Genomic DNA, 22,482 nt, shown 5'->3' on the forward strand with positions numbered 1-22,482 from the left:
TTAAAAGGATTAGATGGATTTTTAAAATCTGTGTGAATCTTTTTAATCTGTGGCTTTATTAATTTGTTTCACGCAGATTTTGCAGATTAAGCTGATTCTATGTGTAAAATAAATCTGTGGAATCTGCTAAATCTGCGGGAAAAAATAATTCATGAATTCGTGGCTATTTTTTGCCACAGATTAAAAGAATTAAAATGATTATTATATATGCTTTTATTATTAATCTGTGAAAATCTATTTAATCTGTGGCAAAAACTAAAAAAATAAATTCGTAGAAATTAGTGTAATTCGTGGCAAACCTTTTTTAAATTTGAATAACTAAAATAACCAAACGATGAAAATTATAAAATGGGGAATTATAGGCTGCGGGAACGTAACGGAAGTAAAAAGCGGACCAGCTTTTCAGAGGGCTCCGAATTCTGCTTTGGTTGCTGTGATGCGAAGAGATGCAAAGCTTGCCGAAGATTACGCCAAACGTCATAACGTTCCGAAATGGTATTCGAATGCAGTCGATTTAATAAACGATCCTGAAGTCGATGCGGTTTATATTGCTACTCCGCCATCTTCTCATAAAGAATATACTCTTTTGTGTGCCAAAGCCGGAAAACCTGTGTATGTTGAAAAACCTATGGCTTTGACTTTTGAAGAATGTAATGAAATGATCAGCGCCTGCAAAGAACATAATGTTCCTTTGTTTGTTGCTTATTACAGAAGAGGTTTACCGCGCTTTTTAAAAATAAAAGAAATAATCGACAAAGGAAAATTAGGAAACATACGTCATGTAAATACTGTTTTATATCATCCTTTTGAAGCTCGTTACGACGACGAAATTAATCTTCCGTGGACCGTTTTACCGCATATTTCAGGTGGTGGAATTTTCGTTGATCTGGCTTGTCATACGTTAGATTTTCTGGATTTTGTTTTAGGCCCGATAAAATCTGTTCGCGGACATGCGACTTCTCAATTGCAAGCTTATCCTGCAGAAGATTCGGTTTCGATGTCGTTTTTATTTGAAAACGGAATTCACGGATCTGGTTTGTGGAATTTCGCCAGTTTTGAACGTTATGACAATACTGAAATTGTGGGCGATAAAGGTAAAATCTCGTTTTCAACTTTCGGAAATGATCCAATTCATATTCAGTATGCAAATGGAAAAAAAGAAAGTATTACGATAGAAAATCCACTTCATATTCAACAGCCGTTTATAGAAACTGTTATGGCTGAACTTTTAGGTAAAGAAGGTGCTTCTCCATCTAAAGGAATTTCAGGAGCAAGAACAACCTGGGTTATTGATGAAGTTTTGAAGGAGTTTAGAAATTCTAAATAATCAATTGCCTCCAGCTTTAGCTGGAGAATAAAAATTAAAATAGATAAAGGCTTTAGCCAAAAACGTTTGTTTGGCTAAAGCCTTTTTAAATTCATCAATCCTATCAACCTCCAGCTAAAGCTGGAGGCAATTGAATAAATCTTGTCATTTCGACTAAAAAGAGAAATCACACTAGAAACTCGACAAAGATTGGCGATTCTCTTTGTGGATTCCCGAGTGTGATTTCTCCTTTCAGTCGAAATGACAAAAAACAAAAAGGATATTCTTTCGAATATCCTTTTCTTCAAAAAACTATAAAACTTCTATAAAAAATTATAGGCTGTATTTAAGACCAAAAGTAAATCCTAAACCAGAAATTCCAACGTAAGAACTAATATCATCAGTTGCTTTTGTATTGTCAAAACCAGCTGCATTAGTTACTTTACTGTTTGAAGTAGTATTAATTTGTTTTACATACTTAGTATGGCTTGCAGAATATGATGCATCTTGACGGAAAGCTGTAGGTGTGTTTAATTTATCTACACCGTTTTCAGTATATATTTCTGTTTCTTTTGTTTTTCCGTGTACTGTAAAGTTACGGTACTCTAATTCAGCAAAAAGAGAAATGTGTGTTCCTAATTTATAAGATGTTCCTAATGCTGCAGTAAATCCAACAGTTGGGTTTGGTTTAATTACATCTTTTGAATAAGTTTCTGTTACTCCCGCTGGGTTTGTATATGTTCTAGTAGTTTCGATATCTAATGTACCGTGAACAGGAACAATAACTCCAACTTTAGTATAAGGCTCAAAACCATGAGTTTCTCCTAAAAACAAAACGATTGCAGGAGCAATATCATAAGCTTCAAGTTTTCCTACTGCTTTACCAGTTGCAAAAGTTGGTCCGGCAGCTACTAATCTATGAGTTGTTTCAACCATAGTTTTATCTGCACTATTAAAATAGTTAAATCCTAACTCAACACCTAAACGCGGCGTAAAACGATATCCAGCAGTTAAACCTGTACGGAATCCTTGTCCGAAAGAACCATGATTAGTTTCTCTAGAAATTAAAGTCGTACCATCTGGCCCATAAACATCAGTATTAGGTAATGCCCCAGATACAGTTGGGAATTCAGCAGCAGCAGTTTGGATGAAATATGACCCACCCAATTTAAAGTACCAGCTTTCTGGTTTGTCTGTTTTTTCTGTCTGCGCCATAGTAACCATAGAGCAAACTAATAGTCCTAATAAAAATAGGTTCTTTTTCATAATTCTGATTTAATTAATTTATACAAACTTAGAATTTTTTAACATATCCTTATAGTTTGCATTGTTAGACTTGGAACGAAATCGTTGTAATTTCGGGCAATATTACTAAAAAAGTATTATGCATGCATATTTTTAACACTAAAATTTTATATTCTTTTAAATTTTAACTGTTAAAATTTAGTTCAGCTTAAAATTTATCTGCATTTTCTCTAATTCCTGAAGAAGTTCTGCTGAAATCCTAATTTTTAACCTTCTGCTTGGCATCGTTAATTTGGTTACAACTTTCACTTCTTCGACTTCTTTTACTTCCTGCATTTTAGCTTCTCCGGCAACCGCTTCATTGTCATCATTTTCATCTTCAAAAACAGCATCTTCACTGTCTTCAAATTCACTTGTTGTTTCAACCTCAACTAAACGTTTGACATTTTCGATTTCCATGATGTCAAAACTCACGGTATTTTCGCCTTTATTTTCATTAAATAAATGACTTAATTTATGAATAAAGTCAGGCTGAAGATCTTTGATATTTAATAAAAGAATCAATTTTTTAGCAAAAGCTTCTAAAATATCCTGAAGCTGTCGTACCTCAACAAACTGCATTCTGGGTTCTGATTTTTTACCTGTATCATGATTTACCCAGCCATCTTTTATCAAAATTTTCAGGTATGCAAAATTATTCTGAATCAGGAAATGGCGGAATTTTAAGTATTCTTCACCAAAAATCTTAAACTCAAAACTTTCGTCATAGCCTTCTAAGTTAAATACGGCCCAGCCTTTTCCGTTTTTGGCTACACGATGCTGTACGTTATTAATGATTCCGGCAAAGTTTAGATTTTTACCTACATATTCATTCATACTTTTCAACGCTTCTAATCGGGCGTTGCAGAAGTATTTCATCTCAAATCTAAAATCATCAAGCGGATGTCCGGAAATGTAAATCCCTACAACCTCTTTTTCCTTGGCCAGTTTTTCCATTGTACTCCAGTCTTCACATGGCGGTACAACAGGTTCTGCAATTTGTACTTCGCTGGTTTCTCCAAATAAACTTACCTGCGATGAGTTTTCATTTTCCTGAAATTTCGATCCGTAACGCATCGCTTTTTCGTAGAATGTAATTCCGTCGCCATCATCATGAAAATATTGCGCTCTGGTTGTTCCTTCAAAAGAATCAAAACCTCCAGCAAGTGCTAAATTTTCAATTGCTTTTTTATTAGCTGCACGCAAATCAATTCGTTTCGCCAAATCAAAAATTGATTTATATCTTCCGTCTTTTCTGTTTTCTACAATAGTTTCAACAGCTCCGGAACCAACACCTTTAATTGCACCCATTCCAAAACGAACAGCATAATTATCGTTTACGGTAAATTTATAATATGATTCGTTTACATCAGGGCCTAAAACCTGCAATCCCATACGTTTACATTCTTCCATAAAAAACGAAACCTGTTTGATGTCATTCATATTATTCGAAAGTACCGCTGCCATATATTCGGCCGGATAATGCGCTTTTAAATATGCTGTTTGATACGCAATCCATGCATAGCAAGTCGAGTGTGATTTGTTGAAGGCGTAACTCGCAAAGGCTTCCCAGTCTTTCCAGATTTTCTCCAGAATTTTGGCATCGTGACCTTTTTGTGCTGCTTGTTCAACGAACTTCGGCTTCATTTTATCCAGTACGTCTTTTTGCTTCTTACCCATCGCTTTACGCAAAACGTCGGCCTCACCCTTTGTAAATCCTGCCAAAGACTGAGACAAAAGCATTACCTGCTCTTGGTAAACCGTAATTCCGTAGGTTTCTGATAGATATTCGGCACAGGCATCTAAATCGTATTTGATTTCCTCATCGCCATTTTTTCTTCTAACGAAAGATGGAATATACTCCAAAGGTCCCGGACGATAAAGTGCATTCATGGCAATTAAATCTCCGAAAACCGTTGGTTTAAGGTCTTTCATGTATTTCTGCATTCCGGGTGACTCGTATTGGAAGATTCCAACGGTTTCACCTCTTTGGAAAAGCGCATACGTTTCTTCATCATCGATAGGAAACGTGTCGGGATCCAGATCAATTCCCGTTCTATATTTTACCAGTTTAACGGTGTCTTTTATCAGCGTAAGGGTCTTCAGACCCAAGAAGTCCATTTTCAGCAATCCGGCACTTTCTGCAACCGAGTTATCAAACTGTGTTACATATAAATCCGAATCTTTTGCTGTTGTTACAGGAACATAATTCGTAATATCCGACGGTGTAATGATTACCCCACAGGCGTGAATTCCCGTATTACGCATCGATCCTTCAAGGATTTTTGCCTGCTGAATGGTTTCTCCTGCCAAATCACCTTCATTGGCAATGGCGATTAATTCTTTTACATTATCAAATTCGTCCGAACGAAGGGCTTTTTTAACTTCCTCTTCACTCTCTGAAATAAAACGCGCCAAATTCCATTTTGACGGCATCATTCCCGGAATCAGTTTCGCAATTCTATCGGCTTCAAATAATGGTAAATCCAATACACGAGCCGTATCACGAATAGCTGATTTGGTTGCCATTTTACCATAAGTGATAATCTGTGCTACCTGCTTTTGGCCGTATTTATTAATTACATAATCCATTACACGTCCACGACCCTCGTCATCAAAGTCGATATCAATATCGGGCATCGATACACGGTCAGGATTTAGGAAACGCTCAAAAAGTAAATCGTATTTAATGGGGTCAATATTGGTAATCCCTAGACAATACGCAACGGCAGAACCCGCTGCAGATCCACGTCCGGGACCAACCGATACGTCCATTTTTCTGGCCTCGGCAATGAAATCCTGTACAATCAAAAAGTAACCCGGATATCCTGAATTTGAAATCGTCAATAATTCAAAATCCAGACGTTCCTGAATCGATTCTGTAATTTCTCCATATCGTTTTGCGGCACCAACCATTGTAAGGTGTCGCAGGTATTTATTTTCACCTCGAACCCCACCGTCTGCTTCATCTTCAGGAACTATAAATTCTTCCGGAATATCAAACTTCGGAAGCAATACATCTCGGTAAAGCGAATATCCTTCAACTTTATCAATAATTTCCTGAATGTTGATAATCGCTTCGGGCAGATCAGAAAAGAGTTTTTTCATCTCCTCTTCCGACTTAAAATAATATTCCTGATTTGGAAGTCCGTAACGGTAACCACGCCCACGTCCAATAGGTGTTGCCTGCTTTTCACCGTCTTTTACACAAAGTAAAATATCGTGCGCATTGGCATCTTCTTTATTTAAATAGTAAGTATTATTAGTTGCAATTAATTTGACATTGTGTTTTTGCGAAAATTCAATCAGGGTTTTGTTGACACGATTTTCATCTTCCTGATTGTGGCGCATTACTTCCAGATAGAAATCTTCGCCAAATTGTTCTTTCCACCAAATTAAAGCATCTTCGGCTTGGTTTTCACCAATGTTCAGGATTTTACTCGGAATTTCTCCGTATAAATTCCCAGACAAAACCATAATATCTTCTTTGTATTTTTCGACTATATTTTTGTCAATCCTCGGCACATAATAAAATCCTTCGGTATAAGCAATCGAAGCCATTTTAGCCAGATTATGATAACCGGCTTTGTTCTTAGCCAATAAAACAACCTGATAACCGTTGTCTTTTTTGCTTTTGTCTAAATGGTTTTCACAAATATTAAATTCACAGCCTACAATTGGTTTTACTTCTGTTTCTGTCGGTTCTTCTCCGGCTTCAACCAAAGCTTTGTTTTTTCCTGATGCTGCTTTGTTGTGGTTCATAACGGCGCTCACAAAGTGAAAAGCTCCCATCATGTTTCCGGTATCGGTCATGGCAACAGCCGGCATTCCGTTTTTGGCTGCAGCCGCAACAATATTTCCAATTCCGATAGTAGATTGTAAAACCGAAAACTGCGTATGATTATGTAAATGTGCAAATTTTGCCGCTTTAAAATCTGCTTTATCAGATTCTGAAACGGTAGTTTGATTATCGTCAACTTGTAAAGCTTTAAGCTGTTCTCTGATTTTATCAGAAGCTGCTTTTAAGTTGATGTGTTTTAAACCAATAAGCTTAAACGGATCCGAATTTCTTTCCTGAAAGTCTTTGAAATAACCCTGCGGAACGTCTAATTCTTCTTTTGTAAAAACTTCTCTTCTAACCAATTCCAGGAAACAACGCGTAGTTGCCTCAACGTCGGCAGTTGCGTTGTGCGCTTCCGCAAAAGGCTGGTCGAAAAGATAGCTGTGTAATTCGGTCAAAGTTGGAAGTTTGAATTTTCCTCCACGACCTCCGGGAAGCTGTAATAAAGAAGCGGTAACTTCGGTACAAGTATCCAAAACTGGCATTGAACTCATTTGAGAATCCACTCCCATTCTATGGAATTCGGCTCCCATAATATTAACGTCGAAACCTAAATTCTGTCCAACAATAAATTTGGTTTTGCTTAATGCGATATTGAATTTCTCCAAAACTTCGGCCAAAGTGATTCCATCGGCTTCAGCCAATTCAGTTGAGATTCCGTGAATACGCTCGGCATCATACGGAATATTAAATCCTTCTGGTTTTACCAAGTAATCCTGATGCTCAATAAGCTGTCCCATTTCATCATGAAGCTGCCACGCAATTTGTATACAGCGAGGCCAGTTATCAGAATCGGTTATTGGGGCATCCCAACGTTTTGGTAATCCGGTTGTTTCGGTATCGAATATTAAATACATAGAGTTGTAAAAAGTCAAATTTTAAAATTGCTTCGCCAGTTCGCTTCGCTCGTGTCCAAATTCCAAGTCTGTCATATTGCAACACATTGACAATATGAAACATAACAAAATGCGAAATGAAAAATGGAAGAAGTTCAAATTTACGCTTTTTTTTAAGCGAATGAAAAACGAAGTTATCAACAAAAGCATAATTAACATCTTTGTTTTCTAAACATAAAAAGAACCGAATTTGATTCTTTTTTTCTTAAAAAACTCCGATTATTCATTTTGGATACTCATTACACCAAAATGAACACTTTTAAGCTGTACTGTATGCTGAACTTTGCTTCATCAAATTATAACAATTAAAAAATAATAATCATGAAAACAATTTTTATCACAGGCGCATCATCAGGTTTAGGAAAAGCAACAGCAAAATTATTTCAGGCAAAAGGCTGGAATGTAATTGCAACAATGAGAACTCCAGAAAAGGAAACTGAACTTGCTGGTTTAGAAAACGTAACCCTTTTACCATTAGACGTTACAAATTATGATCAAATACAAAGCACGGTTCAAAAAGCTATTGCATTAAGCGATATTGATATCGTTTTTAATAATGCTGGTTATGGATTAATTGGCCCTTTGGAAAGTTTTAACGATGACCAAATCACGAAACAATTAAACACTAATTTATTAGGAACCATTCGCGTAACGAATGCTTTTATTCCATATTTCAGAGAAAAAAGAAATGGATTATTTATCTCAACTACTTCAATTGGTGGATTGATTTCTTTTCCTTTAGGTTCTGTTTATCACGCAACAAAATGGGGATTAGAAGGCTGGAGCGAAAGTATGGCTTATGAATTGAATCAATTTGGAATCAATATTAAAACAGTTTCTCCAGGCGGCATTAAAACAGAATTTTTACACGGTTCACTTGATACTGGAGTTAAACCTGAATACCAAGCAATGGCAGACAAAATGTTTGAAAATGTAGATGTAATGTTTGAAATGGCATCGACTCCAGAACATATTGCCGATGTTGTTTATGAAGCTGCTACAGACGGAAAAACAAAACTAAGATACGTGGCGGGAGAAGATGCAAAAGCACTTTACCAGCAAAGACTGGAACAAGGTGACGAAGTTTTTCGCGCTTCCTTTGGTAAACAATTTTTGGGAGCCTAATTTATTACTAATACCGCTCAGGTTTTGATGATCTGTGCGGTATTAATTTTCATTTTTTATACCTTTATATCATGGAAAAGAAAAACAATACTCCTACCAAAATTTCCTCTGTTTCGCAGTTTCATACTTTGTTTGATCTGCCAAAACCGCTGCATCCTATGATCAGTTTGGTTGACAATAAAATATTAGCTGTTAAAACAGAAACGAACAACTCTTTTTTACTCGATTTTTATAAAATATCTTATAAATATTCTACGAATGGTAAAATGGGTTACGGTCAGGGTTATTATGATTTTAACGAAGGCGGTTTAATGTTCACTTCTCCCAACCAATTGATTTTTACTGATAATGAAGAAGGAACCGAATATCACGGTTATACTTTGTTCTTTCACCCTGATTTTATTAGAAATTATCCTTTAGGGAAAAATATCAAAAAGTATGGTTTCTTCTCCTACGATACTAATGAAGCACTGCATCTTTCTGACAGCGAAAAAACAACTATTATAGGTTTATTAAATAGCATTGACAATGAACTTCATACGGCTATTGACGAAATGAGCCAGGATGTTATCATTTCATATATTGATGTTTTGCTGAATTACAGTAATCGTTTTTACAAACGCCAATTTATTACCAGAAAAACGGTCAGCAATGATTTATTACTTAAAGTAGAAAATACTTTAAATGATTATTTCAATAACGCCGAAACCCTAAAAAGAGGTTTGCCTTCAGTCGATTTTCTTGCTTCACAAGTCAATGTTTCCAGTCATTATTTAAGCGATATGCTTCGCAATTTAACAGGGCAAAATGCTCAGCAGCACATTCATTCGAAACTAATAGAAAAATCAAAAGATTTCCTGATGACTACCAATCTTTCAGTGGCGGAAATTGCCTATCAATTGGGTTTTGAATATCCTCAGTCATTTAGCAAACTGTTTAAAAAGAAAACCAACCTTACTCCATTAGAGTTTAAAAACTCATTGAATTAGTCTTTAAAATTATTCTCTTCAAAAAGCCCTTTTTGTCTTAAAAAAGCATAAAATTTCATAAAAATACACTTCTTGGATGTCGTAGTATTTAGATGATTTATTGAATCTAAATAACGTCTTAAAAACTCTTTTAAAAGCCTTCAAAAACAACCAAAGCATTCTTTTTGCAAAGAAATCAAAACTAACAATTATTACTATTTTTATTCATTTTGTTAGATTTTTTCAATTAAATTCTTATATTTTATAGTGATTTTAAAATAAATTTGCAAACTATTAAAACAAAAAACAATCAAAGAAAATTAAAGTTGAAAAAGAAAAACAAAGTCATTTTGTAAATCATTTTTCTGCCAAAATTGAAGCTGCAAAAGCGGTTTAGCAATTTGTATTTTAGTTTGGGTATCGTATATAATGAAATATCGAAATTGACGCTTTTGTATCTTTTTTTACTTTTGTTTTGCTATTATAATGAACAGGAAATTGCTGTGGTTATAGAAATTACAATTAAAAAAAATAAAAAATGAGTAAGACATTATTTGACAAAGTATGGGATTCACATGTAGTGCGTAAAATTGAAGATGGACCAGATGTGTTTTTTATTGACCGCCATTTCATTCATGAAGTTACGAGTCCTGTTGCTTTTTTAGGATTAAAATCAAGAGGCGTTAACGTTTTATACCCACAACGTACTTTTGCAACTGCAGATCACAATACCCCAACCATAAACCAACATTTACCAGTTCAGGATCCTTTATCAGCAAATCAGCTTCAGGCTCTTGAAGACAATGCTAATGAATACGGAATCTCACACTGGGGATTAGGTCATCAAAAAAATGGTATTGTACACGTAGTTGGTCCTGAAAATGGAATTACTTTGCCAGGTGCTACTATTGTATGTGGTGATTCACATACGTCTACTCACGGTGCTTTTGGAGCAATTGCTTTTGGTATCGGAACTTCTGAGGTTGAAATGGTGCTTTCTACTCAATGTATTATGCAGCCTAAACCAAAGAAAATGCGTATTAACGTAAATGGTAAATTGAGCAAAGGTGTTGGTCCAAAAGACGTTGCGCTTTATATTATTGCTCAGCTAACTACTTCTGGAGGAACAGGTTATTTTGTTGAATATGCTGGTGATGTTTTTGAAAACATGACTATGGAAGGTCGTATGACGGTTTGTAATTTAAGTATCGAAATGGGTGCTCGTGGAGGAATGATCGCTCCTGACCAAACTACTTTCGATTTCCTTGAAGGAAGATTATACGCTCCAAAAGGTGAAGCCTGGACAAAAGCTGTTGAATACTGGAAAACTCTAAAAACGGATGCAGATGCTGTTTTTGATGCTGAATTAAACATCAAAGCTGAAGATATCGAACCAATGATTACTTATGGTACTAACCCTGGAATGGGAATTGGTATCACAAAACATATCCCAAGTGCAAAAGAAGTTGAAGGTGGTGAGGAAACTTACAAAAAATCTTTGGCTTACATGGGCTTCCACGAAGACGACGTAATGATTGGAAAACAAATTGATTATGTTTTCTTGGGAAGTTGTACAAACGGACGTATTGAAGATTTTAGAGCTTTCGCTGAAATTGTAAAAGGAAGAAAAAAAGCAGATAATGTTACGGCTTGGTTAGTTCCGGGTTCTCACGTTGTTGAAGCTCAGATTAAAGAAGAAGGTATTTTAGATATTCTTACTGAAGCTGGTTTCGTATTACGTCAGCCGGGTTGTTCTGCTTGTTTAGCAATGAACGACGATAAAGTTCCTGCGGGAAAATATGCGGTAAGTACTTCAAACAGAAACTTTGAAGGTCGTCAAGGTCCTGGTTCAAGAACGCTTTTAGCAAGTCCAATTATGGCTGCTGCTGCTGCTGTTACAGGAAAACTAACAGACCCGCGTGAATTATTTTAGATTGGAGATTTTAGATTTCAGATTTCTCACTTTGTGAAATCTGAAATCTAAACTTCTTCAAATAAAATTGATCAACATTATTTAATACAAAACATTTTAAGGTTCTAACATTTTAAGTTTTCAAAAGAAAATCTAAAATCTAAAATCTAAAATCTAAAATTCCAAAAAATGGCATACGATAAATTTACTATACTTACCAGCAGTGCAGTGCCACTGCCAATTGAGAACGTTGATACAGATCAAATCATTCCGGCTCGTTTCTTAAAAGCTACAAAACGTGAAGGTTTTGGAGACAATCTTTTTAGAGACTGGAGATACAATGGAGATGATACTCCGAAAGCAGATTTCGTTTTAAACGATTCTACTTATTCTGGAAAAATTCTTGTTGGAGGAAAAAACTTCGGTTCTGGATCTTCAAGAGAGCACGCTGCTTGGGCAGTTTACGATTACGGTTTTAGAGCTGTGGTTTCTAGTTTCTTTGCTGATATCTTTAAAGGAAACTGTTTAAATATTGGTGTTTTGCCAGTACAAATCAGCCCGGAGTTTGCTGAAACTATTTTCAAAGCAATTGAGGCTGATCCTAAAACAGAATTAGAAATCAATCTTCCAAACCAAACTATTACTTTATTGTCAACTGGTCAGCAAGAATCTTTTGCTATCAACGGATACAAAAAGAACAATATGATTAATGGTTTTGACGACATTGATTATTTACAAAATATTAAAGAAGAGATTGTGGCTTTCGCCGATAAACTTCCTTACTAATAGAAATCTCATTCAGGATATTAGACCCGACAGGTTTCAAAAACCAGTCGGGTCTTTCTAAATTAAATGAGAAAAAATAGAACGCGGATGAAACAGATTTGCTATCGCAAAAACGCAGGTTAACGCGGATTTTTATTTTACTTAATACTAAAAATCCGTTTTTATCAGCGTCTTCGCAAAGCGAATCCGTAAAATCAGCGTCAAAATTAAACATGGATATCAATAAAAATCCAACGTTAGAAATTACAATATCAATATGGAAAAAAGAAAAATTGAAATAATGGATACGACACTCCGCGATGGTGAACAAACCTCAGGAGTTTCATTTTCTGCTGCAGAAAAACTAACCATTGCGCAATTGTTGTTGGAGGAATTAAATATTGATAGAATCGAAATTGCTTCGGCACGCGTGAGCGAAGGAGAATTTCAAGCCGTAAAAGGCATTACTTCTTGGGCTGAAGAACGCGGTTATATTAACAGAATTGAAGTCCTTTCGTTTGTTGACGGCGGCGTTTCAATTGACTGGATGAAAAAAGCCGGTGCAAAAGTGCAGAATTTGTTGACCAAAGGCTCAATGAATCACTTAACACATCAGTTAAAAAAAACACCTGAACAGCATTTTTCTGAAATCGCTCAAATCATTGCTTTAGCAAAAGAAAACAATATTGAAACGAATGTTTATTTAGAAGACTGGAGCAACGGAATGCGAAATTCTTCTGAATATGTATTTCAATTTCTGGATTTCTTATCTACGCAGCCAATAAAAAGAATTTTACTTCCGGATACTTTAGGAGTTTTAATTCCGTCTTTGGCTTTTGAATTTATTTCTAAAATCAGAGCAAAATATCCAAACATCCATTTTGACTTTCACGCTCATAACGATTACGATTTAAGTGTTGCCAATGTTATGGAAGCTATTAAAGCGGGTATAAACGGACTTCACGTTACGGTAAACGGAATGGGAGAACGTGCCGGAAATGCACCGCTTGAAAGTACGGTTGCTGTTATAAACGATTATCTGCCAGAAGTAAGCATCAATATTAAAGAAACTTCTTTATATACGGTAAGCAAATTAGTGGAAACGTTTACCGGATACAGAATTCCTGCGAACAAACCAATTGTGGGCGATAATGTCTTCACGCAAACTGCCGGAATCCACGCCGACGGTGACAACAAAAACAACTTATATTTTAATGATTTGCTTCCGGAACGTTTTGGAAGAAAAAGAAAATACGCTTTAGGAAAAACTTCTGGAAAAGCTAATATTGAAAAGAATCTTCAGGAACTAGGTTTAAAACTAAATCAGGAAGATTTGAAATTGGTTACACAAAGAATCATTGAATTAGGCGATAAAAAAGAAACTGTTACTAAGGAAGATCTTCCATACATTATTTCAGATGTTTTGGACAGTCATACTTACGAAGAAAAAATAAAAATTGAGTCCTATATATTAGTACACTCAAAAGGAATGCGTCCGTCAACGACCTTATGCTTAAAATTTGGAAGTGAAATCATCGAAGAAAATGCGCAAGGCGATGGTCAGTTTGATGCTTTTATGAATGCTTTATCAAAGATTTATAAAAGTAAAAAACTTACGCTTCCTAAATTAATTGATTACGCAGTAAGAATCCCGCCGGGAAGTAGTTCTGATGCCTTGTGCGAAACTATTATCACCTGGGTAAACAACGGAAAAGAATTTAAAACAAGAGGATTAGATTCCGATCAAACTGTTGCAGCGATTATCGCAACGCAAAAAATGTTAAATGTAATAGCTTAAGGCACTAAGTTGCTAAGATTCTAAGTTACTGAGATTTTTTTTCTTTGAGCTTAGAACCTTAAAAACTCAGAATCTTAAAAAAAATCAACACCAAGTTACTAACATACTAAGAAAAAAAACTTAGAATCTTAGCAACTCAAAACCTTAGAACCTTAAAATAATAAATACTTAAAAAATGAAATTTAACATAGCCCTTTTAGCAGGAGACGGAATTGGTCCTGAGGTAATAAATGAAGCTGTAAAAGTATCTGATGCTATTGCAAAAAAATTCAATCACGAAATCACATGGACTCCTGCTTTGACTGGAGCTTGCGCAATTGACGCAGTTGGAGTTCCTTATCCAGATGAAACACACGAAGTTTGTATGAAAGCTGATGCCGTTTTATTTGGAGCAATTGGTCACCCAAAATATGATAACGATCCAAGTGCACCGGTTCGTCCAGAGCAAGGTTTATTGTTGATGCGTAAAAAATTAGGTTTATTTGCTAATGTACGTCCAACTTTTACTTTTCCTTCTTTAATTGATAATTCACCTTTAAAAAGAGAAAGAATTGAAGGAACTGATTTAGTTTTCTTAAGAGAATTAACTGGCGGAATTTACTTTGGTGAAAAAGGAAGAAAAGATAACGGAGATACTGCTTTTGACAATTGTGTTTATACACGTGCAGAAGTACAGCGTTTAGCTAAAAAAGGTTTTGAATTGGCAATGACGCGCAGCAAAAAATTATGCTGCGTTGATAAAGCAAACGTTTTAGAGACTTCACGTTTATGGAGAGAAACTGTTCAGGCTATGGAAAAAGATTATCCAGAGGTTACGGTTTCTTATGAATTTGTTGATGCTGTAGCAATGCGTTTGGTTCAATGGCCAAATTCTTATGATGTATTAATTACCGAAAATTTATTTGGAGATATCTTAACTGACGAAGCTTCTGTAATTTCAGGTTCAATGGGATTAATGCCGTCTGCTTCTGTTGGAGAACATACTTCATTATACGAACCAATCCACGGATCTTATCCACAAGCTACAGGATTAAATATTGCTAACCCATTAGCTACTATTTTATCTGCGGCAATGATGTTCGAAGATGCTTTCGGATTAAAAGATGAAGCTGAAGCTATTCGCACTGTTGTAAACAAATCTTTAGAACAAGGAGTTGTTACCGAAGATTTAGCTTCAAAAGGATCAAAAGCTTACAAAACAAGCGAAGTTGGTGACTGGTTAGTTGCTAATTTGTAATAATGTTAATCGTAGAGACGCACAGCAGTGCGTCTTCTCGGTATCTTAGTCGCACTGCTGTGCGCCTCTACAGAAAAAATATCACAAAAAAAGGGATCAACTTTCGTTGATCCCTTTTATATATTTAGAAAAAAATATTAATATCCTCCTCTGTTACCACCACGGTCATTTCCACCACGGCTGTTTCCTCCACCATAACCTCCGCGTGAATCTCCACCACGGCTGTTATTGTTGAAGCTTCTTCTTTCACCTTCAGGTTTTGGTTCAGATTTATTAACTACAATCGAACGACCTTGAACAGTAGCTCCGTTCAATTCATCAATTGCTTTTTGAGCTTCAGCATCGTTTGGCATCTCAACAAAACCAAAACCTTTGCTTCTTCCAGTAAATTTATCAGTGATAATTTTAACTGAATCTACTGCTCCGTAAGCCTCGAAAGACTCTCTTAAATCTGCTTCCTCAATACTGAATGGAAGGCTTCCAACAAAAATGTTCATATGTACTTATTTATAATAATGTAGCAAATGTAGTCTTATTTTTCTGTAATCTACTATATATTAGTTTATTTATGTTTTTATTTTGATTTTGAAAATCAGCTGGTAAAAACATCGTATTTACTAATTTTCTACTACATCATCGTGAAAAAGACCAGCTGCTTCAATTGGAACTTTATAAAAAACACCTTCTGTGAAGTTAATTTTCGGATTCTCGGTATCGCTTTCATCTTCATTTATTCCCGTAAATTTAAATGTTCCCGAAATAGTATTGTTATCCGTATCGTACTCTGTAATAACAATTTGTCCGTTACCAATATTTGTTCCTGTAGAAAATGAAGACAATTCAGCCGGCAGCGTATTTTCGTAAGATGCTTTTGAAGTTTCATTAACTCCTAAAATAAAAGTTTGTTCTGCAGAAGAAGCCGTTTGCAAAATAACATTTTCATATCCTAAAGAACCTTCAATAACAACAGTCCCGTTTGTACCAAAATAAGCTTTATAAGTTTGAGCTCTCCAGAAAACATTATTTTTCAGCGTTTGAAAAGCAGGATTATTGAATTTTATATCTTCTGTACAAGATGTAAGCAGTACTAAAAAAGATAAGAAGTAAAAATATTTTTTCATATATTAAGATGAATTTAATGCAAAAGTATCGCATTATGAGGTAAATATTTAAATTTTAAAGTCAAAAAAAAGCTAAAAATCTGTCTTAAATATATTTAATACTTTTTGAAACGGATAATTGATAAAAAAATTATATCTTTGCGCCCTTAATTAACAGAGGTCGAGTACCTCAAAATTTAATCATAAGATTATGTCAGTAAAAATTAGATTACAAAGACACGGTAAAAAAGGAAAACCTTTTTACTGGGTTGTAGCTGCAGATGCACGCTCAAAAAGAGATGGTAAATACTTAGAGAAAATCGGTACTTACAATCCAAACACAAACCCAGCAACTGTTGAGTTAAACCTTGACAGCGCAGTTAAATGGTTACACAATGGTGCACAACCAACTGATACTGCAAGAGCAATCCTTTCTTACAAAGGTGCTTTATTGAAACACCACCTAGATGGAGGTATCCGTAAAGGAGCTTTAACTCAAGAACAAGCTGATGCTAAATTAGCTGCTTGGTTAGAGGCAAAATCTGGAAAAGTTGATGCTAAAAAAGACGGTTTATCAAAAGCGCAAGCTGATGCTAAAGCAAAAGCTTTAAAAGCAGAAAAAGAAGTTAACGCTAAACGTTTAGCTGCTGCAGCTCAGGCTGAAGCTGATGCTATCGCTGCTGCAACTCCTGCAGTTGAAGAAGAAGTTACTGAAGTAGAAGCTGAAACTGCTACTGAAGAAGCTCCTGCTGCTGAAGAGAATAACGAAACAACTGAAGCATAATTTTACTTGGCGATAATGCGTAAAGAAGAATGTTTTTATTTAGGTAAAATCGCTAAAAAATTTAGTTTCAAAGGTGAAGTTCTGATCTATTTAGACACAGACGAACCTGAGTTATACGAAAATCTGGAATCAGTGTTTGTTGAACACAACAAACACTTGGTTCCTTTTTTTATTGAAACAAGTTCATTACATAAAAACGACTTTCTTAGGGTTCGTTTTGAAGATGTAAATAATGAGGAAGAAGCTGATGCACTTGTTGGCAATGCTATTTATCTTCCTTTATCAATGCTGCCAAAACTTTCTGGCAACAAATTTTATTTCCACGAAGTTATTGGTTTCGAAATCGAAGACCAGCGTTTAGGTGTTTTCGGGAAAATTACTTCAATTAATGATTCTTCTGCTCAGCCTCTTTTCGAAGTTTTAAATGGTGAAGTAGAAATCTTAGTCCCAATGATTGATCATTTCCTGGTTAAGATTGACAGAGAAAATAAAAAGGTTATCATGAACCTTCCTGAAGGATTGGTTGAGATGTACCTTTAAAAAAGTATTCAGTTTACAGTTTTTAGTATTCAGTTTTCTATCTGAATAAATCTTAATTTTAATTATATACCGCAATGTTTTCATTCAAGCAATTTTCTGTAAAACAAGACAAAACTGCAATGAAAGTAGGAACTGACGGTGTTTTATTGGGTGCTTGGACTCCCGTTCACCATAATCCTTTTAGTGTTTTAGATATTGGCGCAGGAACTGGCATTATTGCTTTAATGCTTGCACAGCGAACTGATGCTGAACAAATTGATGCTCTTGAAATTGATGAAGATGCATACGAACAAGCTGTAGAAAATTTCGAAAATTCACCTTGGGGTGATCGTTTATTTTGTTTTCATGCCGGATTAGATGAATTCATTGAAGAACCGGAAGATGAATATGATTTGATCGTTTCAAATCCGCCTTTTTATGCTGAAGATTATAAAACAGAAAACGAACAGCGAGATTTAGCACGTTTTCAGGATGCAATGCCTTTTGAAGAAATCGTCGAAGCTGCTGATTTGCTTTTATCTGAAAACGGAATTTTAGCTATAATTCTTCCTTACAAAGAAGAAGAGAAATTTATCGCTTTAGCAAAAGAAGCTGAATTATATCCCATAAAAATTACACGTGTAAAAGGAACTCCAACTTCATCAATTAAAAGAAGCCTATTGGCTTTTAGCCGAAATGAAACTGACGAAATCGAAATCGACGAATTAACAATCGAAATTGACAGACATGTTTATACACCAGAATATATTGAGTTGACGAAGGATTTTTATTTGAAATTCTAAACTTGTTCAAAAATACTTTTAAACTGATACAAAATTCTTTCTATTAAGCGTAAATCTTCGGTTACGATTTCGGCACTTCCCTTCATTTCCTGCTGAAACAGAATTTGTTTGTTATAAGAAGTTTTTAATCCATCTGGCAGAGCAACATCTATCAGTAGATTTCCATCTTTGTCCGGAACTAAAGAAATATTCTGAATCTTTCCTTTTAAAACACCAAATTCCCTGTCTGGAAAATTAGCCAATCGAATATTGACCCTTTGTCCTGTTTTTATTTTTCCTGAGTTTAAAGCCGGAGCTTTTACTTTTCCTATAAAACCATTTTTAGCATCGGGAATAATCGAAAAGACATTATCTCCCAAATTTATGGTTTGGTTTTCTGTCCAAACCTGTAAAAAAGTAACTTTCCCGCTAATGGAAGATTTTAAGGCATAAGCCAGTTCCCAGTCTTTTATCACTTTTTTTAGCTGATAAAACGACTGCGCCATGTTTCTCCCCAGATTAACCTCTTCTTTAGTACTGTTTGCCTGCGAACTCTGACTCGATTTTGTATTATCTATAAGAGAAGACCTCAATTGAGAAATGGAGGATAATAAGCCTCTATAACTCTTTTGCGCTTGAAGAAAACTTAGTTTTTTAACTTCCATTTCCTGAGCCGAAATGATACCTTTATTAAATAATATTTCAAAACGGACCACTTCATTCTTTTGAAGCTGGAGTTCACTTTCGTTAAGTGTTTTTTGCTGCTGCAAAATTTCTAATCTTTCTTTTATTTGGATTTTTTCAGAGATCTGCGCTCTGTTTTCAATTGCAAAAGGCTGCAGGTCATGATTTAATTCCTGTGCCTGATAATCTTTTTGAAAAACAGCATAGGCACTTTCTATTTCTCCCAGCTGTGTATTTTTTAATTTTGAAAACGGAAATTCTGCTTTTGGGTCATTAATATTATAATTATCAACGATACTTTTCAAAAGAAAAACATCCTTGTAATTTGCCGTATTTTCTATAATGGCGAGTGTACTGTTTTTAGATACAATCGATTTATTTTTAACTAAAATAGCTTCAATACGTCCAGATGATTTGGCAACAATTTTCTCTGGCGGAATATTAGTTGTAATCACAATTTCCGTATTGACAACATCCGGGTATTTTATAAACCAGGAAACAAAAAAGAGCATCAGTATGATTACGAAAATCAAAACCGTTCCCCAGCGGATCATCCAGTGCGGCACTTTGGTGAGAATGTCCTGAACTTCCTCACTTCTTAATTCGAATGTACTATTATCTTCTTCCATGATTAATTTCCTAACTGCAATTGATTTTTAACCAATTCAAAATAATTTCCTTTCTGTTCCACCAATGAGGAATGCGAGCCTATTTCGATAATTTTCCCTTTTTGTAAAACCACAATCTGATCCGCATTCATAACAGTACTTAACCTATGCGCAATTACAATTACAGTTTTGTTTTTAAAGAAAATGTCCAGTTTCCGCATAATCTCTTTTTCATTATTGGCATCCAAAGCTGATGTGGCTTCGTCAAAAAATAATATTTCCGGATTTTTGTAAACCGCTCTCGCAATTAAAAGTCTTTGTTTTTGTCCTGTACTCATTCCTGTTCCTTCTGCTCCAATTTTAGTATTGTACCCAAGAGGAAGTTCGCTAATATATTCTTTAATATTGGCAACATCTGCGGCATAAACCAATCGTTCTTTATCCACTTTATCTACTCCAAAAGCGATATTATTAGCGATTGTATCACTAAAAATATAACCTTCCTGCATTACAGCTCCAATATTGGATCGCCAGGCTTTCTGCGAAATGTTTTTCAACTGTGAGCTGCCAATATTAATTTCTCCTTTTTCAGGTTCATAAAACTTAAGAAGCAGTTTCATTAAAGTAGTTTTTCCGCTTCCGCTCACGCCCACTATTGCGGTTACTTTATTGGCTGGAATTACCAGACTTAAATCATCTAAAACCGGAATATCCGATCCTAAATAACGATATGAAAGGTTTTTAATTTCAATATCAGAATCATACGGAACATCATTTGTTTGATGAATTTCCTGCTGGGTTTCATCTTCCTTTTCATGAATTTCAGATAATCTTGCCAGAGATATTTTAGCATCCTGCAATTCTCGCACAAATTCAATAAGCTGTGTAATTGGGCCATTTAAACTTCCTACTATTGAACTTATAGCCAGCATCATTCCTAACGTTATCGAGCCGTCGATTACCAATTTTGCAGATAAAAAAATGATAAAGATATTTTTTAACTCGTTAATTACGGAAGATCCTATAGATTGTGTCTGCTCTAAAACCAATCCTTTTATCGAAACCCTGAATAATCTTGCCTGAACATATTCCCAGCCCCAGCGTTTTTGTTTTTCGGCATTGTGAAGTTTAATTTCCTGCATGCCGTTAATGAGTTCCATTACTTTACTTTGTTCCTGAGAAACTTCGGCAAAACGTTTGTAATCTAAAACTTCTCTTCGTTTTAAAAACAATGTAATCCATCCAAAATAAAGAATGCTTCCTGCAAAAAACACCAGAAATATCTTTAGATTAAAATAAGCCAGAACACCGCCCAAAACAACCATATTGATTACAGAAAACAGCACATTTAAAGATGATGTAGTCAGTATTTTTTCGATTCTGCGGTGATCATTAATACGCTGCATGATATCTCCTGTCATTCTCACATCAAAAAAGGAAATAGGCAGATTCATTAATTTAATAAAAAAATCTGAAATTAAGGAGATATTGATTCTGGTTGAAAGATGCAGCAAAATCCAGCTTCTGATAAGCTCCAGGCCTGTTCTTCCGGCAAAGAGAAACAGCTGTGCAAAAAGAATTAGATATATAAAATGAATGTTCTGGTTCTGTATTCCGACATCAACAATACTCTGAGTTAAAAAAGGAAAAATAAGCTGCAGTAAACTGCTGGCCAAAAGTCCGATACTCAGCTGGATCAAAAATGATTTATAACGAAGCACATATTGTGATAGTAATCCAAACCCTAAACCTTTATTGTCTTCTTTATCAAATTCTGACTGAAAGAATTTTGGTGTGGGTTCTATAAGTAAAGCAATACCTTCTTTAGTAGAATCATCGGCATTGTTTCCAATCCAGAATTTTAGAAAATCTTTTTTATTATATTCAAGTAATCCAAAACCGGGATCTGAAATATAATAAGTTCCTTTTTTTATTTTATAAAGTACAACATAATGATTTTTATTCCAATGCAGAATACATGGCAGTGGTGCTTCTTCAAGTCTTTCTGCATTTAACTTTACCCCCAGAGTCCTAAAACCAATTTTCTCGGCAGCATCACTTAAAAAAAGCAAATTACTTCCCTCACGAGTTGTTTCACTGCTGTCGCGCAACTCCTGAATGTTGATTGTTTTACCGTAATGTTTGGCTATGATCTTTAAACATGTTGGTCCGCAATCTTTAAAATCTGCCTGCTTATAATTGATGAATTTTTTCAATTCTGATATTTGGGTTTATTCATAGCAATATTATACAAAATTTCTTAAAAATATAAATGAAGTTTTAATTAAATAGGTTAGTGATGGATTTTTACAATTGAATTTTATGTAAAACAAGAAAGCTTTGTTACAAACAACAAAGCTTTCTATATTTAATACTTATGTAAAACCCTAAAAGTCAAGAGGACAATTATGATCAATCAGTCCGCTGCAGTCTTCACCATCATGAACAATACCAACTACAATTATCTGTTCCGAGGCAATAGCATACGATCGGTCCGCCTCCTACAACAATACTTTTCTTTTCATAATTGGTTAAAACGTGAACTCCAGCTAAATTTTTTCATTTTTTCATAATGGTTTTTGTTTAGGGCTTGACAATAATTCTTTATAAACTTATTCTGTAAATCACTAGTTGCTTTTGCAATATCCTTCTTGATCATCAGGTATTACACAGTGCGAACCAGGCCTACATGTCGGAAGACCAGGACCACAAGCTATTCCTCCTCTAATTAATTGTTGCTGTTTTCTAGTCAATTCCTGAGCTCCTTCTAACTTTAAAATTTTCTTTAACATAATTTAGGTTTTTTGATTTGTTATTACTCCAATCATTTCAAGACATTTGAAGCTTATGTCTATATTAAAAAACAGCGTAGT

16 protein-coding genes are annotated in these 22,482 nt (G+C 35.0%); 10 read left to right on the forward strand and 6 right to left on the reverse strand.

The window, feature by feature from the left end:
• Positions 1 to 334: 334 nt before the first annotated feature.
• The gene (locus tag ACODSB_RS06225) at positions 335 to 1,327 is read left to right on the forward strand and encodes a Gfo/Idh/MocA family protein (protein ID WP_488936397.1); all 993 of its coding nucleotides are present in this window, start codon (positions 335 to 337) and stop codon (positions 1,325 to 1,327) included.
• Between the two features lie 312 nt (positions 1,328 to 1,639).
• Here the strand turns inward: ACODSB_RS06225 and ACODSB_RS06230 are convergent, their stop codons facing one another.
• Together ACODSB_RS06230 and dnaE are read right to left on the reverse strand one after the other, a co-directional pair.
• Positions 1,640 to 2,572, reverse strand: coding sequence for an outer membrane beta-barrel protein (locus tag ACODSB_RS06230; RefSeq protein ID WP_180857201.1), 933 nt, complete (start codon positions 2,570 to 2,572; stop codon positions 1,640 to 1,642).
• 177 nt (positions 2,573 to 2,749) lie between these two features.
• A complete protein-coding gene (gene dnaE / locus ACODSB_RS06235) occupies positions 2,750 to 7,288 on the reverse strand; it encodes a DNA polymerase III subunit alpha (RefSeq protein ID WP_488936398.1) in 4,539 nt (1,512 codons plus the stop codon).
• A 360-nt stretch (positions 7,289 to 7,648) separates the two neighbouring features.
• Between dnaE and ACODSB_RS06240 the strand changes: the two genes are divergently transcribed.
• The 6 genes from ACODSB_RS06240 (at position 7,649) to leuB (ending at position 15,132) form a co-directional block, all read left to right on the forward strand.
• Positions 7,649 to 8,452, forward strand: a complete 804-nt coding sequence (locus ACODSB_RS06240) for an SDR family oxidoreductase (RefSeq protein WP_488936399.1) — start codon at positions 7,649 to 7,651, stop codon at positions 8,450 to 8,452.
• A 71-nt stretch (positions 8,453 to 8,523) separates the two neighbouring features.
• Positions 8,524 to 9,441, forward strand: a complete 918-nt coding sequence (locus ACODSB_RS06245) for a helix-turn-helix domain-containing protein (RefSeq protein ID WP_488936400.1) — start codon at positions 8,524 to 8,526, stop codon at positions 9,439 to 9,441.
• Positions 9,442 to 9,958: 517 nt separating this feature from the next.
• Positions 9,959 to 11,353: a 3-isopropylmalate dehydratase large subunit gene (leuC, locus tag ACODSB_RS06250; RefSeq protein WP_488936401.1), complete on the forward strand. Its 1,395-nt coding sequence runs from the start codon at positions 9,959 to 9,961 to the stop codon at positions 11,351 to 11,353.
• 168 nt (positions 11,354 to 11,521) lie between these two features.
• Positions 11,522 to 12,118 (forward strand): 3-isopropylmalate dehydratase small subunit, encoded by a 597-nt coding sequence (leuD, locus tag ACODSB_RS06255; RefSeq protein ID WP_053471491.1) that lies wholly within the window; start codon positions 11,522 to 11,524, stop codon positions 12,116 to 12,118.
• 256 nt (positions 12,119 to 12,374) lie between these two features.
• Positions 12,375 to 13,895 (forward strand): alpha-isopropylmalate synthase regulatory domain-containing protein, encoded by a 1,521-nt coding sequence (locus ACODSB_RS06260; protein WP_488936402.1) that lies wholly within the window; start codon positions 12,375 to 12,377, stop codon positions 13,893 to 13,895.
• A 175-nt stretch (positions 13,896 to 14,070) separates the two neighbouring features.
• Positions 14,071 to 15,132: a 3-isopropylmalate dehydrogenase gene (gene leuB, locus ACODSB_RS06265; protein WP_488936403.1), complete on the forward strand. Its 1,062-nt coding sequence runs from the start codon at positions 14,071 to 14,073 to the stop codon at positions 15,130 to 15,132.
• A 137-nt stretch (positions 15,133 to 15,269) separates the two neighbouring features.
• Here leuB and rbp read toward each other — a convergent pair whose 3' ends face one another.
• Both rbp and ACODSB_RS06275 read right to left on the reverse strand, forming a co-directional pair.
• Positions 15,270 to 15,629: an RNA-binding regulator gene (gene rbp / locus ACODSB_RS06270; protein WP_053471494.1), complete on the reverse strand. Its 360-nt coding sequence runs from the start codon at positions 15,627 to 15,629 to the stop codon at positions 15,270 to 15,272.
• Between the two features lie 120 nt (positions 15,630 to 15,749).
• Positions 15,750 to 16,253: a DUF6252 domain-containing protein gene (locus ACODSB_RS06275; RefSeq protein ID WP_488936404.1), complete on the reverse strand. Its 504-nt coding sequence runs from the start codon at positions 16,251 to 16,253 to the stop codon at positions 15,750 to 15,752.
• Positions 16,254 to 16,443: 190 nt separating this feature from the next.
• Between ACODSB_RS06275 and ACODSB_RS06280 the strand changes: the two genes are divergently transcribed.
• From ACODSB_RS06280 to ACODSB_RS06290, 3 genes are all read left to right on the forward strand, one after another.
• On the forward strand, positions 16,444 to 17,016 hold the full coding sequence (locus ACODSB_RS06280; protein WP_256636680.1) for a 30S ribosomal protein S16: 573 nt from the start codon (positions 16,444 to 16,446) through the stop codon (positions 17,014 to 17,016).
• Between the two features lie 15 nt (positions 17,017 to 17,031).
• Complete coding sequence (gene rimM / locus ACODSB_RS06285) at positions 17,032 to 17,556, forward strand: ribosome maturation factor RimM (protein WP_180857194.1); 525 nt, start codon at positions 17,032 to 17,034, stop codon at positions 17,554 to 17,556.
• A gap of 74 nt (positions 17,557 to 17,630) precedes the next feature.
• Positions 17,631 to 18,338 (forward strand): tRNA1(Val) (adenine(37)-N6)-methyltransferase, encoded by a 708-nt coding sequence (locus ACODSB_RS06290; RefSeq protein WP_488936405.1) that lies wholly within the window; start codon positions 17,631 to 17,633, stop codon positions 18,336 to 18,338.
• On the opposite strand, the gene ACODSB_RS06295 is transcribed toward ACODSB_RS06290, so the two are convergent.
• Positions 18,335 to 19,630, reverse strand: coding sequence for an HlyD family secretion protein (locus ACODSB_RS06295; RefSeq protein ID WP_488936406.1), 1,296 nt, complete (start codon positions 19,628 to 19,630; stop codon positions 18,335 to 18,337). The genes ACODSB_RS06290 and ACODSB_RS06295 overlap by 4 nt on opposite strands.
• A 2-nt stretch (positions 19,631 to 19,632) precedes the next feature.
• Positions 19,633 to 21,825, reverse strand: coding sequence for a peptidase domain-containing ABC transporter (locus ACODSB_RS06300; RefSeq protein ID WP_488936407.1), 2,193 nt, complete (start codon positions 21,823 to 21,825; stop codon positions 19,633 to 19,635).
• Positions 21,826 to 22,482: the final 657 nt, after the last annotated feature.

The organism is Flavobacterium sp. FG68 (assembly GCF_057808895.1).

Coding starts and splice junctions, on each gene's coding strand:
- ACODSB_RS06225 (WP_488936397.1), top strand. CDS start 335: ATGAAAATTATAAAATGGGGAATTATAGGCTGCGGGAACGTAACGGAA.
- ACODSB_RS06230 (WP_180857201.1), bottom strand. CDS start 2,572: ATGAAAAAGAACCTATTTTTATTAGGACTATTAGTTTGCTCTATGGTT.
- dnaE (WP_488936398.1), bottom strand. CDS start 7,288: ATGTATTTAATATTCGATACCGAAACAACCGGATTACCAAAACGTTGG.
- ACODSB_RS06240 (WP_488936399.1), top strand. CDS start 7,649: ATGAAAACAATTTTTATCACAGGCGCATCATCAGGTTTAGGAAAAGCA.
- ACODSB_RS06245 (WP_488936400.1), top strand. CDS start 8,524: ATGGAAAAGAAAAACAATACTCCTACCAAAATTTCCTCTGTTTCGCAG.
- leuC (WP_488936401.1), top strand. CDS start 9,959: ATGAGTAAGACATTATTTGACAAAGTATGGGATTCACATGTAGTGCGT.
- leuD (WP_053471491.1), top strand. CDS start 11,522: ATGGCATACGATAAATTTACTATACTTACCAGCAGTGCAGTGCCACTG.
- ACODSB_RS06260 (WP_488936402.1), top strand. CDS start 12,375: ATGGAAAAAAGAAAAATTGAAATAATGGATACGACACTCCGCGATGGT.
- leuB (WP_488936403.1), top strand. CDS start 14,071: ATGAAATTTAACATAGCCCTTTTAGCAGGAGACGGAATTGGTCCTGAG.
- rbp (WP_053471494.1), bottom strand. CDS start 15,629: ATGAACATTTTTGTTGGAAGCCTTCCATTCAGTATTGAGGAAGCAGAT.
- ACODSB_RS06275 (WP_488936404.1), bottom strand. CDS start 16,253: ATGAAAAAATATTTTTACTTCTTATCTTTTTTAGTACTGCTTACATCT.
- ACODSB_RS06280 (WP_256636680.1), top strand. CDS start 16,444: ATGTCAGTAAAAATTAGATTACAAAGACACGGTAAAAAAGGAAAACCT.
- rimM (WP_180857194.1), top strand. CDS start 17,032: ATGCGTAAAGAAGAATGTTTTTATTTAGGTAAAATCGCTAAAAAATTT.
- ACODSB_RS06290 (WP_488936405.1), top strand. CDS start 17,631: ATGTTTTCATTCAAGCAATTTTCTGTAAAACAAGACAAAACTGCAATG.
- ACODSB_RS06295 (WP_488936406.1), bottom strand. CDS start 19,630: ATGGAAGAAGATAATAGTACATTCGAATTAAGAAGTGAGGAAGTTCAG.